Genomic DNA, 15,167 nt, shown 5'->3' with positions numbered 1-15,167 from the left:
TTGATCTGCTATATTATCGTCAAAAACATTATTTATGACTGCTGATTATTCTTTTTTGAAAAGTTTTGCTGAGTATATCATTGATAAATTAGGTAAAGGTACAGAAGTTCAAATAATATTGCCTAATAATTTCTCATGCCTAGAATTAAAGAAGATTTTAACCGATAAATATAAAATTAAATTACCTATCATTATTCCTTTTAATTCTCTTATTTCAAAAAAAAACGATTCGGATTATATATCTAAAATAGAAGAATTACTTATTTTATCATCCATTATCACCGAATATAAAGAATTACCTTTTAATAAAAATGAATCATTAAAAGCTGCAGAACTTTTAAGAAAATTGTTTAATGATCTTATAATCAATAATATCGATATAAAATTAATTGAAGTCTATAACAATTCTAACTATTGGCAAAAGATTTATAAATTTCTAGAATATTGCTTTTTAAGATGGCAAGAAGAAATATCGTGTACTCAAAAACAAACTAAAGCAGTTTATAAATTCAAACTATTACAAGAAAAAATAATAAAAATAAAAAAGGGACATAAGCAGGTAATACTCGCCGGAATATTCAAGCCTAATGTTTTTTTCAAAAGATTTGAAGAAGAATTAAAGGATTACATAATTCACTATAATCCTGCTTCCAAGCAGATTAGCGATGGTATATCTTATTATGAACCTAATGACATTTATGAAGAAACTAAACAAATAGCTTATATATGTAGCCGTAATAAAGACAGACGGATTGCAATCGTTACAAATAATAATAAGCTTAAAAGAGTATATTGTAATTTTTTAGACAAATATGAAGATCTACTAGGTAATGACTTAAGGCTTACTAATATAGGTGAATTACTAACTTCCATTATTAAAATATTATGTAATAATTTTGATTTAAAACTTCTATTTTTATTACTTAAAAATCCTTTAATTAACTGCCCTACTGTGCAGCAGTTAGAGTTAATGCTATCTAATAAAAACCGTTTTATATCCTCACCGAAATATTTATTGCAATTACAATTTGATAATGAGGATATAAGAGAGTATTGCCGTAACTTAATAGATATTTTATTTACCGATACTCCACATAATATACAAGCTATTCTAACCTTAACTAAAGAAATAACTAAAAAACTTTTGCCTACTATTTGGGAAAAAGAAGGAGGAGCAGAACTACTTGAGTTTTTAACAAATTTAACCGCATATAGTAAATATATAAATTCAACGGATAAAAAGGATTTTCCTAAAATTTTTTCTTTTTTACTTTCTAATATCAAACATTACAAAAATACCAACACTACTAGTATTATTATAGGACGGCCTGAAGATTTAGCATTATGTGAATTTGACTTAATTATATTACCGCATTTTAATAATGAAAACTGGACACTTAGTGCTAAAGCTCACCCATGGCTTAGCAAGAAAGCCTTGCAGATACTAAATATAGATTACGATGAAATCGCCCCTACTCTATATTCAGATTACTTCAATTTATTTCTACAAAATAAACAAATAGTTATACTGAATGCTAAAAAATATGATGGGAAGTTGTCAGTGCCGAGTAATTTATTTTTGAAGCTAGAAAAAGGTTCTGTGTCACCCCGTGACTTGATCACGGGGTCTAGTAATTATATGGATACCGTGGTCAAGCCACGGTATGACAAGAGTATTGAGATCCACAGCCCCTCTTTCCCAACCACCTTATCAGTAACCGAAATAGAAACATTAATAAGAAACCCATACGGTTTTTATGCTAAGAAAATTCTTGGACTACGTAAAAAAGATCATATATGGGAAGAGCCTAAAATATCGGATTTCGGTAATTTGATTCATAAAGTTTTAGAGGAATATTCTAAAAATTACGACAAACAATATATTAATTTAAATTTGCTTGATAAACAAAATGCTTTAATAAATATCGGTAATCATATTTTATATAGCACTATTTTACCAAGCTACACAAAAAAAACTTGGCAAATAAAACTCACGGCTTTCAGCAAAGCTTTTATTTTATTTGATATAGAACGCCGAAAAAACTGCAAAGAAATCTATTTTGAAACTAAAGGGGAGTTACGGCTAAACATTGTAGGTCAAGATATAAAAATAATCGGTATAGCTGACCGAATTGAAATAAGTAAATCAAACAATATAACTATACTAGATTATAAGACCGGTACTATTCCGACTAAGAAAGAAATAGAACTTGGACTCTCTCCGCAACTTATCATAGAAAGTTTGATGTTACTAGAAAACGGATTTACGAAATGTAATTCTCTGTCCCTGTTATGTCATCCCCAACCCCTTTTGTGTTATTCCCGCGAAAGCGGGAATCCAGTTATGAATAACAATATTACTATTGCCTACGTAAAAATAACTAGTACCGAACCTTATGTGCAAACAACGGAAATAGCTTTAAGCATCGAAACTTTAAATAGACATAAAGCAGGATTAGTAAAATTACTTGAACATTACATTACAAATAAATGCTTTTCTTATGATTTGAATTTATCAAAGTATAATGATTATTTGCATTTGAGTCGATAGGCTAATTATGTCATTATTCCTGCGAAGGTGCATGGGTATCAACTTAAGACTCGATGTCATTCCCGCGTAGGCGGGAATCTAGGGTACAGCGAGATAAATCGAGCTTTAAAAAAAGTTTTAAAGTACTGGATTCCCGCCTACGCGGGAATGACATAAACAAACCATGCAACAAGGCTTTCAGTCGGTCGCAATGATGGCTGAGCAACTGCTCGCAATAGTACTTTACAACCCCATCACTAACTTAAATTCTTTACTTTTAATAATCTTACTATTCGTATTATAAATAATCGGATCGTTAATTTTTTCATGACCGAATCTATTTGTTTTAAATACCGGTATATCTAAACTATCTGCAAAATTACGAAGCACTAACATTGTGGCATCAAGATCTTTACCAAATGAACCAAATATTATAGCCTTAACATCCTCAAGTAACCCTGCTTGCTTTAAGTGTAAAAGCTCACGATCTAATCTAAAAGGAGCTACATTCACATCTTCTAAAAAAAGAATTTTGCCCTTAGTCTTTATTTGCCAACTCGTTCCTATACTAGTCTGCACCATAGTTAAGTTACCGCCTGTTAGCTTGCCGTTAACAAGATCACTTGATTTTGCTATATCGTTAAGAGGCACTAAATTATCTATAGTAACCTCCTTTACTTTACCTTTTAATATTTCAGCAAGCTTGGTAAAATTACCTTGATCTTGTTCCGGCTTTAAGAGATCGGCTATATTACTGCCGTGAATAGTTTTCCAGCCCCATTCTTGTGATAGAAAAAGATGTAACGCCGTTATATCGCTATATCCTATAAAGAATTTCTCTTTATTTGGTTTTGATAGCTTTAGTAAATCGGGAATTATTCTCGCAGAGCCGTAACCACCTCGTAAACTCCATACTATATTATCAGACTCATCAAATAATGCATCCTGCAGGCAATTAAACCTTACTTCATCGCTACTTGCAAGAAAGGGTAGCTTACCTTTAGCATAACACTTAGAAGGAATTTGTAAATTTAGTCCATTAATATTTTTTAAATCCGACAAGGTTTTATTATCCGCTCCTGTTGCTGGAGCAACAACAGTAATAAAGATATTTTTTAGACTATGACCAGCAGAAAAAGTTGATATTGAAAAAAATAATATTATTAGTAAAGATATATTTTTAAGAATCATGAATATAATTGATAGGTATTGTTATATAAACAGGTAAACCTACTATGTCATGCCGTGGCTTGACCACGGGGCATCCAGTCTTTATTTTATTTTTTCTAGATACCGTGGACAAGCCACGCTATGACAGAGGCAAGCACTGGATTCCCATTTTAGCTAAGAATGACATAAAAGGAAATAGAAATGACATAGAAAATGAGAATAACCTTAAGAAACTATTCTAAATAAAAAGCAGCATCATCACCGGTAAGCTCTACTGCTTTAGCCTTGATTTGATCAATAGTAAGGCCACTATATTCTACAAACCAACCTAATAAAGTAGCGTCCTGACCAAAAAAATTAATGTTCTTAACAACAGTTGCTTTATCTATATTACCTTTCCTCATATCATATACAAGCTTTAATGCTTCTTTTTGCGCTGGTAGTTCATGAGTATTAGATAGTGCTAAAGTCTTTACTTTTTCTCCAAGTTTATTCGCCGAAGCCTCTGATATTTCATCATCTTCAGATTTAGCAGTTGAATTTTCGCTTATTCTAAGATTTTCTATTTTAGGTTCAACAAGCTTTGTCCATAGCTGGTCAGTTGAACTACAATCACAATCGGCTAGATATTTTCTACCTTCTTCTCCAGTTTTTACAGCATTATCAAGAAACTCTTTAACTATCCACGTATTGTTAAATTTGTTATAAGCAGCTTTTATGAATAGTTCTAAATTATTAGAACCTAAATCTAAGAATTTTTGTTTAAGGTCCATAGGGATATGACTTTTTGTATCTAGCCATGTTTGCATTCCTGATAATATTTCTGACATTACCTTATTAGTGTCTTGTGTCGGTACAGTAATATTATTACTCTTCATAGTAGCCTCAAGTGCATTTTTAGTACTAGCATCCAAGTTAGATACTAAGTTTTCATACTGGGCTGGGTTACTTTTAGCTTCTTTTAAAGTGCTTACTATTTTCTTAAATCTTGGTACTATTTCTGAATGACTACCCGTAGTGCTTGTCATCCAATCCCATTTAAAATATTCAAACCCGCCGGTAGCATGATTTGGAACTGCAACATGTGCAGATTTATGGTCATATCTAATGCCGATTACATCAAGATCGTTTTTATATTTCTTTACTTGAATATCGGTATCATTACGCTGTTTTTTAAAGTGTTGCTCTAATTTTTTCATACTCTCCTCCTTAATTCATATTTTTAATTAGTGTCCATATTATACTTATATATTACTATATGTCACAATAAAACACTAATAGAAATTAACTTTTTGCTATATCACAAGCATGTAAGTCACGCTTAAAGTACAAACTACTATTCTTATTTAAGATTACCCGATAAATCTGAACATTTTCAAGTACTCTTTGAACGTAATCTCTTGTTTCTCGATAAGGTATAAGTTCTATCCAGTCAATAACTTTTCTTGTATCTTTTATATCCCTTGGATCACCAAACCTATCTATCCATTTTACTACATTATGACTTCCGGCATTGTAAGAAGCAATGGATAGAATATAAGAACCTTTATGATCATCTAATAATTTTTTGAAATGATGCGAACCAAGTTTAATATTATATACCGGATTTCTAGTTAAGTCTGCTACATTACATTTAACATTTATGGATCTTGCGGTATCGCAAGCAGTACCTTTAATAAGTTGCATGAGACCCATAGCATTTGCATAACTTACTGCTTTATGATCAAAAACCGATTCTTGTCTAATTATTCCATAAGTTAAATGAGGTGGGATAGGCAAACCTACTAGATTATAAGGCGTTGGAAAAGCACAATCCGGAATAAAAGCATTATTTTGGGCGGCAATTTTTGCCACCTCAACCATATGATTGGTATTATTATTTGCTTTAATAATATTCGCAATTATTTGAATTTCTGCAGAATTTTTAGTGTTTTTCATTGCTGCTTTGGAATATATCAGGGCTAAGTAGTTTTTATTATATTTAACCAATAACCTTATTGCTTTAATAATCTCTTTATTTTCTATAATTTTCCTTTCTTCAGAAGTTATTACGGGAATAGGAGGTAAAACTAGCTTTGTCCTATTTAATTCAATATTTGCTACCTGCCCATAAAAGGTAAAAGAATATTTGGCTGCCTGCTCGTAAAATTTTCTAGCCGTTTGCTTATCATCTTTTGCTGCATAAGTACGACCGAGCCAATAAAACCCACGTGCCAAACTAATCGGAGTCTTAACAACTTTAATAAACTTATTAAAATGTACTAATGCTTGATCAGGCTTTTTTAAAAAACTTAAAGAAAGCCAGCCCGCAAACCACTCCTGCTCCCTTATAGTTTCAGGACAAGTAGCAAAAGGAAGCGTTGCCATTCTATAGCTATTAGCAAAATCTTTGTAATCGATGAATTCACGCGCATAATAGGACTGAATACGACACCATTTAGCAAAATGTTTACGGTTATTTTTAGCTTTCTTAAACAAAGTAATAATTTCCTTTGTCGGCTTTTGCATTTTTTTAAAATCTAAATAACGATATAATAAACCGGAAGTATAGTATTTTTCAGGAACACTTTTAAAAAGCTTTTCAGCATTTGGCGATTTACCTATAATCGCAATTTGGACTTTAAAAGAATTACGGTAACCTTGATCTACATATTTCAGGGATTGCTTAGCATATCTAATATCATTTTTCCATAAATGTTCTTCTATTCGCTCTAAATGATCACTCGCAGTTAAATATTTATGCCACTTATTGTAATATACATTTTCTTCTTCAGGAGTGAAATTGGCGTATACCCAAGCCTCTTTAATAATAGGTAGTAATATCTTCTGATCTTTGATTAAACTACTTGCAGCTGCCGCATAAAATTTATAACCTTTGCCGGTAAGAGGAGGATGTTTACTAAACCAATCAAAAATTACTTTTTTATTTGTATTATTATTTAGATATTCTTCCGCTCTTTCTTCAAGCAGCTTATTTTGAGGCCAATCCGGGTTATTGCATAAAAACCTTATTACATGTTCAAAACTATTATCTGAATATTTATTATCTAAATATTTCTGAGAAAGTACAATTTTTGTTAAAATTTTATTATTTACTTCTAGAGCTAAATCTTCGGCTTGTGACCAATTTTTTTGATCGATATAGGTAAAAACTTGCTTAACATTATCTACAGCATCAGAATTAGCATTTACTTTCAAAGCTAATAACAAGAATATAGAAGTTAATAATTTTATTGTGATTTTCATAAGTTTTATGATTTGTTGCGTGGATACCTAATAGTCATTACGAGCTACTAAAAGCGTTGTTACATGGCTCGTTTATGTCATTCCTGCGAAAGCAGGAATCCAGTAAAACCTATAAAAAACTTATTTTTATAGGTTTATTTTTACCTAATATGTAATTTTTGTATCAATATTAAGGTTATTTTTTCTGGATTCCCGCCTACGCGGGAATGACATAGAGACCAACTAAACACCCGTAGAACCAAAGCCACCGCTACCACGCATCGTTTCCATAAGACTACTACTTTCTTCCCATAATATACGTTCGTACTTTGCGATTATCATCTGTGCAATTCGCATGCCTTTTTCTATAATGAAATCTTCTTTACCGAGATTAATAAGAATGACCTTTATTTCACCTCGATAATCTGCATCAATAGTACCGGGTGAATTAGCAACCGTGATACCGTGTTTAACGGCAAGACCCGAACGGGGTCTTATTTGGGCTTCAAACGAATCCGGTAGTGCTATAGCGATACCTGTTGGAATTAGCTGTATTGCGCCTGCTTTTATTGTTATAGGTTGCTCGTTTGCGGCTATTAAATCCATCCCCGCACTATGCTCTGTAGCATATTCCGGCAGACTGCCAGAAAAATTTTCTAGTTTTTTAATTTTAACTTGTGTTATTGTCATATTATTTCATATCAAATTTATCGTTAATAATTTTATTTTCTACCGCATCAATTAAAGAATTAGCAAAATTATCGGTTAATATCTTACTTCCCATGCCAAGTTTCTTTTTAAGCCAAGACTGCTTAGCATACAGATATTGAAACTTAATATTATCACCGAATTTTTCTTTCATTACGCTATACATATCACCTATGCCGTCAATTAAGCCGTAATCAAGCGCCGTTTGCCCTGCCCAAAATTCACCGTTAAATAAAATTTCGTCTTGCTGAGTTAACTTCCCTGCTCTTCTTGTTTTTACATATTCTATAAAATGTTCATAAACCTGCTTTTGCAAATTTTTGATAATTTTAAGATCATCTTTATTAATAGGTTTAAACGGATCCAATACTGATTTATTCTTGCCTTCCGTATAAACTCTTCTCTCTATCCCAAGTTTATTAATTGCTTCATGAAAACCGAATCCGCTTGATACTACTCCGATACTACCGATAACCGAACTCGGCAAAGCATATATCCGGTCACCGCTGCAAGCAAGCCAATATCCGCCTGAAGCCGCCATATCTTCAATAAAACTATAAATTTTTATTTTATTTTCTTTAGCAAGGTCACGAATACGTTTTGCAATAAGTTCAGATTGTACCGGAGAACCGCCGGGAGAATTAATAATTAAACATAATGCTTTTAATTTCTTTATTTTAAAAGCTTTTTCTATTAGTTCATTTAATGATTCTAACGTAAGTCCCGATTGCATAGTACTTACTTTACCGATAACACCGCTAAGGCGTAAAACGGCAATCACTTCTTTAGAATTACCAAAAACCGAAGCAAATAATTGATCTAATTTACTTATCTGCCGTTTGGTTATTATCTGATCAAATTCAGCATTCGCCATAGTTGATTTATTTACTTCATTCATTAATTTTACTCATTTTTAATTTAATATACTCGTTTAATTTGAAAAATTAGCTACGTCGTCTTATAAGAGATCTGCGGTACTCACCTATTAAGTATACGCTCCGCTCCTCGCCTTATAGACTCCTTGCTCTTTTCCACATTACACTTCGTCTATTTACTTGGAGTTACTATAGCATCCTTTTTTATTGACAGCAAAGGCTTAGCCGGTTTATTCAGAGATTGCTCGTTATAACTATTTTTAGGTTCAGGATAATTGCCGGGAATGGCAGATAAAATAGTATCTCGAACTTTTTCGTCATACCAATTTGTATTGCCGACAAAGCTAGTTACTATTTTGCCGTTTGGGTCTATTAATATACTAGTCGGTAAACTAACAACCCCTAAGGCTTTAAATAATTCATTTCTATAATCATGATAAATCGGCAAATATCTTATTTGATAGCTTTTAAAATATTCTTTCACAACTTTTATGTCTTGATAATCTTCTGAAATCGGAATTACTGCAAAAGGTAATTTCCTAAAATCTTTTTGCAACATATCAAGATCAGGCATTTCTTTGACACAAGGCGCACTCCAAGTAGCCCAAAACACTAACAATATAGTCTTTCCTTCAAACTGATCAAGAGAATATTGATTTTTTTCTTCATCAAAAAAAATTATATTATCAGGCACGCTTGAACCCCTTAAAAAGGCTAATTTATCCTTAGGCTTTTCATAGAGCTTAGCATGAATTTTAGGAATAAAAATTATTATAGATAATAAAAATACTATAATACATATAAGATATTTATTATAATTTCTTAAGGTCATATAATAATTTATAGTAATGAAGACATTTTATTTATTCGTATTAGCATTTACATTATGTAGTTGTGGTATAAAAAAGCCTTTAGAAGCACCGCAGAAAGAGGCAACACGTCATTGCGAGCAGTCATAGACTGCGTGGCAACCTCGTCAAATATCCTGAGATTGCTTCGTCAAATTACTTCGTAATTTTCCTCGCAATGACGTACTGTATCAATACCTCTTAAGCGTCGTGCCTTGCAAAACTAAGTCAAAACAATAAGACGGCATATTTTCTTGCGGTTCGATTAATATCGGATTTACTTCACCACACTCATCATCACACATATTTTTATCAGATAAGTCTAAGCGTGTTTCGAGAGTAGTAAGACTAGGATGCTCTATTCTTATATTTGCATTGCTCAAATAACGAGAAGATTTATAAGGCAACATGCTAATAAAGTAATATTCTCCTTTATTATTAGTAGTAGCAATACCGGAACCGGTAAAGCTTGAATCGCTTTTACTTGTAAATCTTCTTTTATCAACTCTAGTTTTTAAAGGTTCGTAAGGATATTTACCTCCGCTTCCTGCTTGCCATAAATAAACTTTAGCATCCGCAACAGGTACGCAATTTTGATCTAATACTTTTCCTTTAATTAATATCCTTTCACCGTAAAATTTTGATAATCTTCCTGTTTTACGTAATAAATTATTAGTAGTTTCAAAAACTTTCGGTTCATAATCATTAAATATATTTCTAGTAATTTTACAACGATTAAGCTTATTAGGGTAAGTTTTAGAAGCAGCAAATATGTTTAATGTCCATAAACATAAAAAACAAAATATAAATTTTTTCACTTTTCACCACTATATTTATAAAATTCTGCATCTAAATTTAAATCAATTATTTTTATTAATCAAATTATTTTTATTCTCATTTGATTATTAAGTAATTGATTGTTATAGTAAACTTTGTTATACTAAAACATTAATATATATGCAAAAATTTTTATCTTTAATAATTGTAATTCTAATACTTTACAATATAGTAAAGTTAAAAATATCTCCCGACAACAATAATCCTACAACTGTAGAGCAAACGGCTTCAAATAATTCATCTACCGATAAAAACCACACTAGTATAAATAATGAACCCTCTATTTCATTAAACGGTAACTTATTTGAACGTACGGTTTCAAAAATAGTAATAAATGCTCTTAAAACCGAAGAAGGGAAAGCATTTTTTGAAAATATTTTACAACCGTTAAATGGACCTATCAATCCTAATGATTACACTATTGAAGTACGTAAGGATTTAGTAAAAACACTGTTCAAAATTAATACGCTCGGTAGCGGTAATGTCGGTCCCGCTTCTTGCGGACATGTAGTTACCGTATTGTATCAAATATCAGATATGAACAATACTTTAATATCTGAAGATACTAAGACTTTTACTTTAGGCTCTGCTCCTATAATGCTTGGCTTAGATAATGTAATAATCGGTATGATGGTAGGAGAAGCACGAGAAGCTATTATTCCGGCAAAATATGCCGTTAATAATAGTAATAATATTATCTTCGATGATGCTTATAATTATAAAGTTAATGTAATTTTAAAATCCATATTACCGCAAAATTTTGTTAAAAGTAATGAAGTGAAAATTTATGACGATGAGATAGCTTATCGTGTTCCTTTATTATGTGGTGAAAAAGTAAGCTTTAATGCTAAAATTACTCGCTTATCAAACGGTAAAATACTATATGATTCAAAAGCAAAAGGACAACAAATAGATATGAAAATCGGCGATATTACATATCCTTTAATTTTTTCTTACGCCTTGCAAGGTAAAGTAACGGTTGGAACACGCAGTGTTATTGCTGAAGGCAAAACATTTAAAACTTTAGGTTCTAACATAAATAAAATTATTTCTCATGAATCGTTACCGATAAATGAATATCTTTTGCTTGAACTAGGAGACTTTAAACAAAATTAAATAAATATGAAACAAAATAAAATTCAAAGACAAAAAAATTATATTTTATTATCTATCCTTGTCATAATGATAATAATTGTATATCTTATAGCATTAATAAAAATTGCAGGATAAATTTTGTAATTATTAAAAATTTAACACTCAAATTAAACGAGTATATAAAGTATATAAGCATCTTACTTTAAACTTCAATTACGCTAGGAGTATGGACATTATTAAAAAAAACAAAAATATTATTATATTAGTAGGTTTAATATTGTTAGCAGTAATTATTTATATCTCTACAAGTAAGAGTTCCGATAATAAAACAAACGATAATATATTAGAAGTAAAGATAGCTATACAAGATCATAAATTTGTTCCGAATATAGTTGAAGTACCAAAATCGACTAAGATAAGGTTAATTGTTCATAATGAAGATGATACGGTAGAAGAGTTTGAAAGTCATGATTTACATCGTGAAAAAATAGTTATGCCAAATGAGTCCATACATATTATACTTGCACCTCTCAAGTCCGGAAAATATGAATTTTTTGGAGATTTTCATCAAGATACGGCTCAGGGTTTTATAATTGTTAATGATTAGATAAAAAATATGTTTAAAATTGCTTTAGTAGTGTTTCGTGAATGTTTAGAAATATCCTTATTACTTGGTGTAATACTCGTCGTAACAAAACAAATAGAAAAATCTCGTCTTTATATTATTGCTGGAGTAATGCTTGGAGTAGTATTTGCTTCAATTTTTGCATTTTTTACACGTAAATTATCTTTATCTTTTGGCGGAATAGGCGACGAGTTATTCGATTCCGGAATTATGATCCTAATAACAATTCTGATTAGCTGGACAATAATATGGATGCAAGGTTACGGTATAAAAGTAAAGCAACATATAAACGACTTATCAGTAAAAATTCATGAAGGTAATGCCAGTTATTTCATGTTGGTTTTTTTAGTTGCCACTACTATCTTACGAGAAGGTGCAGAAATTATTATTTTAGTATATAGCATATCTTCAGTTGAAACAATATCAAGCAGTATTTACCTGCAAGGAGTGATAATAGGTGCTACAAGTGGCTTCTTACTTGGTTTAGTAATATATTTCGGTTTCATTAAGATTGCTAATCAAAAATATATTTTTAAAATCTCTACCGTATTATTAATGCTAATAGCAGGCGGATTTGCAGCAAGTGCTGCAGGTATTTTAACCTCTTCCGGTCTAGTTATGTTTTTATCCGATCAACTTTGGGATAGTTCATGGTTAATAGCAGATAGAAGTATGATAGGTAAAATCTTACATATTGTTACCGGTTATATTGCAAGACCTAACGGGCTACAAGTACTGGCTTATTTTACTACTATATTACTGATAAATATTGTCATACAAATAAAATTAAGACATTCCAAAAATAACTTAATATCAGTACAAAAAAATGAATCAAATTAATTTTATCAAAGAGAACCATTAAATATGTTAAAACTTTTATCAGAAATTGGTCCGGTAATAGCATTTTTTGCAGGCTTTTTTTATGGAGGCGGTATACAACACGCTACTCTTTATATGCTTATTACCTCTGTTATTTGTATTACCCTTTGTTATGTTATAGATAAGAAAGTATCCAAGCTTTCTATTATTTCTACGACTGTTTTATTAGTTTCGGGAAGCATTACTTTAATTAGCGGCAATTCAATGTATATAAAAATCAAACCTACTATATTATATGTTATTTTTGGAATAATATTTCTCATGAGCGGTATAAGAAAAAATCCTTTTATCAAATATGCTTTAGAGAGTATAGTACGTCTTAAAGAAGAAAGCTGGATAACCTTAAGCTATAGAACAGCGGCTTTTTTCTTTTTTATGGCTGTAGTTAATGAAGTAGTTTGGCGTAATTTCTCAGATGAAACATGGGTAAAATTCAAAGTATTCGGTGTAATACCTATTACTGTTATATTTATTTTACTGCAATTACCTCTTTTATTAAAGAATAAATTACCGGATAGTAAGATATGATATATAATACATTACTATTTTTACTTTATGTCATTACCGCGTAGGCTTTGTTGCATGGACCGGTCAAATCCACTGTGTCACCCCGTGGCTTGACCACGGGGTCCATACAAACAATTTAAAATACTAATATACAGAAAAGCACTGGATCCCTCTGCTTTCACAGAGATAACACTGATGACTTTTTAAAAATCGTAGGGTACTATTGTTATGATATTACAAGTTCTAATTTTTATAGCTCTTTCTTTTAGTCTATCTGCTTGTTTACCTGCTATTTTTACCGCAGCAACCACTACCGGCATTGTTGCTTCAAAAGATCAACCAATGTCTGAAACATTAAATGATTCAAGGATTGCTGCCAGCATTAAAGCTGATTTAGTAAAAAATAATTTTAGAGATTTAGGTACTAAAATAAAGGTTGAAGTATCACAAGGAAGAGTATTATTAACAGGAAATATTCAAAAAGAATCTGATGCGTTAAAAGCCGTAGAAATTGCTTGGAATCAAAAAAGCGTAAAAGAAGTTATTAATGAGTTGAAAGTAAATAAAAACAGTAATCATTTTGACTTAGCCCAATATACTAAAGATAGTATGATAACCACGCAAATTAAAGCTAAAAATTTAGTCAGAAAAGACATTAAATTTGCTAATTATACTATTCTAACTATAGATAATATTGTTTATTTATTTGGAGTTGCAAGATCAGAAGAAGAGCTAAAAAAGCTTGCTTCTATTGCATCAAAAATAAAAGGCGTTGAAAAAGTTGTGTGTTACGCTAAAATAATGAATACCTTTAACACAAATAATGATAATAGTGAAGAATCATAAATTCAAATTAGACCTCTTGCAGAACGAAGCTAATAAAGAGAAATTTGAAGGAAACACGGCACGTAGCACCGCAGCGTACACTTTAGTACGTGAGGATGCGAGTACCGGATTGACGTATACCGCAGATATTTCAAAAGTTGGAAATCAAATAAGTGGTGAGCCTACACAGCGTATAAAAATACGTGAACACAGGCGAATCCCGAAATTTGACGTACCAAATCTTGAAGTATCAAAGGTATACAAATTACCTTTAGGAGCAAGTTATGCCAAGGGTTTATTACTTTTGTTAATTTTTTGTTTTGGTCTAAGCGGTTGTAATACCTCAAAAAGATTACCTTATTCCCACAAATATTCTTACAAAGAATTATCAAAAGATGATCCTCATAATCTAACTTATAAAGGACATTATAAAGTCGGTAAAAATTATAAAATAAAAGGAAAGACTTACAAACCTCACAACCCTAAATCTTTTACCGAAACAGGTTATGCCTCATGGTACGGTGGACGTAAAGACGGTTTTCACGGTAAAAAAACAGCTAACGGCGATAGATTTAATAGAAATTTATTAACTGCTGCACATAAAACTCTTCCGCTCCCTTGCTTAGTTAAAGTTACCAACAAAGCCAATAATAAAGCAGTAATTTTAATGGTTAATGATAGAGGTCCTTTTAAGAAAAATCGTATAATAGATGTTTCTCAAAAAGCGGCTGAAATTTTAGCATTTAAAAATCAAGGTATAACTAAAGTACAAATAGAATATTTACCTAATGAAACTGAGAAATTTCTAAAAAATATTAATCTAAAAAAACCACAAAGTAAAACTTTAGCTAAAAACTCTCAAAAATCTTCATCTACTAAAGTTACAAAAAACAATAAATGTAGCGTTAATTGTCATATAAAACTTGTAAATTTAAAGTATAAATTGGTAGTAAATCCTTAAAAGATGTGTGAATATTAAATCGTCAGTAGTCGTAGGCATTGTTGCATGGCTCGATTTTTAACGTCATTGCGAGGAGCAACTT

14 protein-coding genes are annotated in these 15,167 nt (G+C 31.1%); 7 read left to right on the top strand and 7 right to left on the bottom strand.

Annotated elements, in window-relative coordinates; genetic code table 11:
• Positions 1-34 precede the first annotated feature (34 nt).
• On the top strand, positions 35-2,551 hold the full coding sequence (locus tag RMA_RS03035) for a PD-(D/E)XK nuclease family protein (RefSeq protein ID WP_041404651.1): 2,517 nt from the start codon (positions 35-37) through the stop codon (positions 2,549-2,551).
• A 222-nt stretch (positions 2,552-2,773) separates the two neighbouring features.
• Here the strand turns inward: RMA_RS03035 and RMA_RS03030 are convergent, their stop codons facing one another.
• From RMA_RS03030 to RMA_RS03000, 7 genes are all read right to left on the bottom strand, one after another.
• The gene (locus tag RMA_RS03030; RefSeq protein ID WP_041404650.1) at positions 2,774-3,721 is read right to left on the bottom strand and encodes an LD-carboxypeptidase; all 948 of its coding nucleotides are present in this window, start codon (positions 3,719-3,721) and stop codon (positions 2,774-2,776) included.
• A 212-nt stretch (positions 3,722-3,933) separates the two neighbouring features.
• Positions 3,934-4,899, bottom strand: coding sequence for a hypothetical protein (locus tag RMA_RS03025; protein WP_041404649.1), 966 nt, complete (start codon positions 4,897-4,899; stop codon positions 3,934-3,936).
• A gap of 85 nt (positions 4,900-4,984) precedes the next feature.
• Positions 4,985-6,946, bottom strand: coding sequence for a lytic transglycosylase domain-containing protein (locus RMA_RS03020; protein ID WP_041404648.1), 1,962 nt, complete (start codon positions 6,944-6,946; stop codon positions 4,985-4,987).
• A gap of 222 nt (positions 6,947-7,168) precedes the next feature.
• On the bottom strand, positions 7,169-7,615 hold the full coding sequence (gene dut, locus RMA_RS03015) for a dUTP diphosphatase (protein WP_012152731.1): 447 nt from the start codon (positions 7,613-7,615) through the stop codon (positions 7,169-7,171).
• Position 7,616: 1 nt separating this feature from the next.
• Positions 7,617-8,531 carry a S49 family peptidase gene (locus RMA_RS03010; RefSeq protein WP_012152730.1) on the bottom strand — a complete coding sequence of 305 codons (915 nt, stop codon included), beginning with the start codon at positions 8,529-8,531 and terminating at the stop codon, positions 7,617-7,619.
• Between the two features lie 149 nt (positions 8,532-8,680).
• Entirely contained in the window at positions 8,681-9,340 is a 660-nt protein-coding gene (locus RMA_RS03005; protein ID WP_041404647.1) for a TlpA disulfide reductase family protein, read from the bottom strand.
• Positions 9,341-9,547: 207 nt separating this feature from the next.
• The gene (locus RMA_RS03000; RefSeq protein ID WP_012152728.1) at positions 9,548-10,174 is read right to left on the bottom strand and encodes a dioxygenase; all 627 of its coding nucleotides are present in this window, start codon (positions 10,172-10,174) and stop codon (positions 9,548-9,550) included.
• Positions 10,175-10,313: 139 nt separating this feature from the next.
• Here RMA_RS03000 and RMA_RS02995 point away from each other — a divergent pair, with 139 nt between their 5' ends.
• The 6 genes from RMA_RS02995 to RMA_RS02970 all read left to right on the top strand — a co-directional run bounded on the left by RMA_RS02995 (position 10,314) and on the right by RMA_RS02970 (position 15,085).
• Positions 10,314-11,309 carry an FKBP-type peptidyl-prolyl cis-trans isomerase gene (locus tag RMA_RS02995; RefSeq protein WP_041404646.1) on the top strand — a complete coding sequence of 332 codons (996 nt, stop codon included), beginning with the start codon at positions 10,314-10,316 and terminating at the stop codon, positions 11,307-11,309.
• A gap of 205 nt (positions 11,310-11,514) precedes the next feature.
• On the top strand, positions 11,515-11,895 hold the full coding sequence (locus RMA_RS02990; protein ID WP_041404645.1) for a cupredoxin domain-containing protein: 381 nt from the start codon (positions 11,515-11,517) through the stop codon (positions 11,893-11,895).
• Between the two features lie 9 nt (positions 11,896-11,904).
• Positions 11,905-12,753, top strand: a complete 849-nt coding sequence (locus RMA_RS02985; protein WP_014365896.1) for an FTR1 family protein — start codon at positions 11,905-11,907, stop codon at positions 12,751-12,753.
• Positions 12,754-12,777: 24 nt separating this feature from the next.
• A complete protein-coding gene (locus tag RMA_RS02980) occupies positions 12,778-13,320 on the top strand; it encodes a septation protein A (RefSeq protein WP_012152724.1) in 543 nt (180 codons plus the stop codon).
• Positions 13,321-13,527: 207 nt separating this feature from the next.
• Positions 13,528-14,145, top strand: coding sequence for a BON domain-containing protein (locus tag RMA_RS02975; protein WP_041404644.1), 618 nt, complete (start codon positions 13,528-13,530; stop codon positions 14,143-14,145).
• Positions 14,123-15,085 carry a septal ring lytic transglycosylase RlpA family protein gene (locus RMA_RS02970; RefSeq protein ID WP_041404643.1) on the top strand — a complete coding sequence of 321 codons (963 nt, stop codon included), beginning with the start codon at positions 14,123-14,125 and terminating at the stop codon, positions 15,083-15,085. The genes RMA_RS02975 and RMA_RS02970 overlap by 23 nt, the downstream gene beginning before the upstream one ends.
• Positions 15,086-15,167: the final 82 nt, after the last annotated feature.

The sequence above is a fragment of the Rickettsia massiliae MTU5 genome (genome assembly GCF_000016625.1).
Classification (GTDB): Bacteria; Pseudomonadota; Alphaproteobacteria; order Rickettsiales; family Rickettsiaceae; genus Rickettsia; species Rickettsia rickettsii.
This window is presented reverse-complemented; position numbering and strand designations above follow the sequence as displayed.

Bases quoted from the DNA above. Each gene is read 5' to 3' on its own strand.
- RMA_RS03035 (WP_041404651.1), top strand. From the start codon at position 35: ATGACTGCTGATTATTCTTTTTTGAAAAGTTTTGCTGAGTATATCATT.
- RMA_RS03030 (WP_041404650.1), bottom strand. From the start codon at position 3,721: ATGATTCTTAAAAATATATCTTTACTAATAATATTATTTTTTTCAATA.
- RMA_RS03025 (WP_041404649.1), bottom strand. From the start codon at position 4,899: ATGAAAAAATTAGAGCAACACTTTAAAAAACAGCGTAATGATACCGAT.
- RMA_RS03020 (WP_041404648.1), bottom strand. From the start codon at position 6,946: ATGAAAATCACAATAAAATTATTAACTTCTATATTCTTGTTATTAGCT.
- dut (WP_012152731.1), bottom strand. From the start codon at position 7,615: ATGACAATAACACAAGTTAAAATTAAAAAACTAGAAAATTTTTCTGGC.
- RMA_RS03010 (WP_012152730.1), bottom strand. From the start codon at position 8,531: ATGAATGAAGTAAATAAATCAACTATGGCGAATGCTGAATTTGATCAG.
- RMA_RS03005 (WP_041404647.1), bottom strand. From the start codon at position 9,340: ATGACCTTAAGAAATTATAATAAATATCTTATATGTATTATAGTATTT.
- RMA_RS02995 (WP_041404646.1), top strand. From the start codon at position 10,314: ATGCAAAAATTTTTATCTTTAATAATTGTAATTCTAATACTTTACAAT.
- RMA_RS02990 (WP_041404645.1), top strand. From the start codon at position 11,515: ATGGACATTATTAAAAAAAACAAAAATATTATTATATTAGTAGGTTTA.
- RMA_RS02985 (WP_014365896.1), top strand. From the start codon at position 11,905: ATGTTTAAAATTGCTTTAGTAGTGTTTCGTGAATGTTTAGAAATATCC.
- RMA_RS02980 (WP_012152724.1), top strand. From the start codon at position 12,778: ATGTTAAAACTTTTATCAGAAATTGGTCCGGTAATAGCATTTTTTGCA.
- RMA_RS02975 (WP_041404644.1), top strand. From the start codon at position 13,528: ATGATATTACAAGTTCTAATTTTTATAGCTCTTTCTTTTAGTCTATCT.
- RMA_RS02970 (WP_041404643.1), top strand. From the start codon at position 14,123: ATGATAATAGTGAAGAATCATAAATTCAAATTAGACCTCTTGCAGAAC.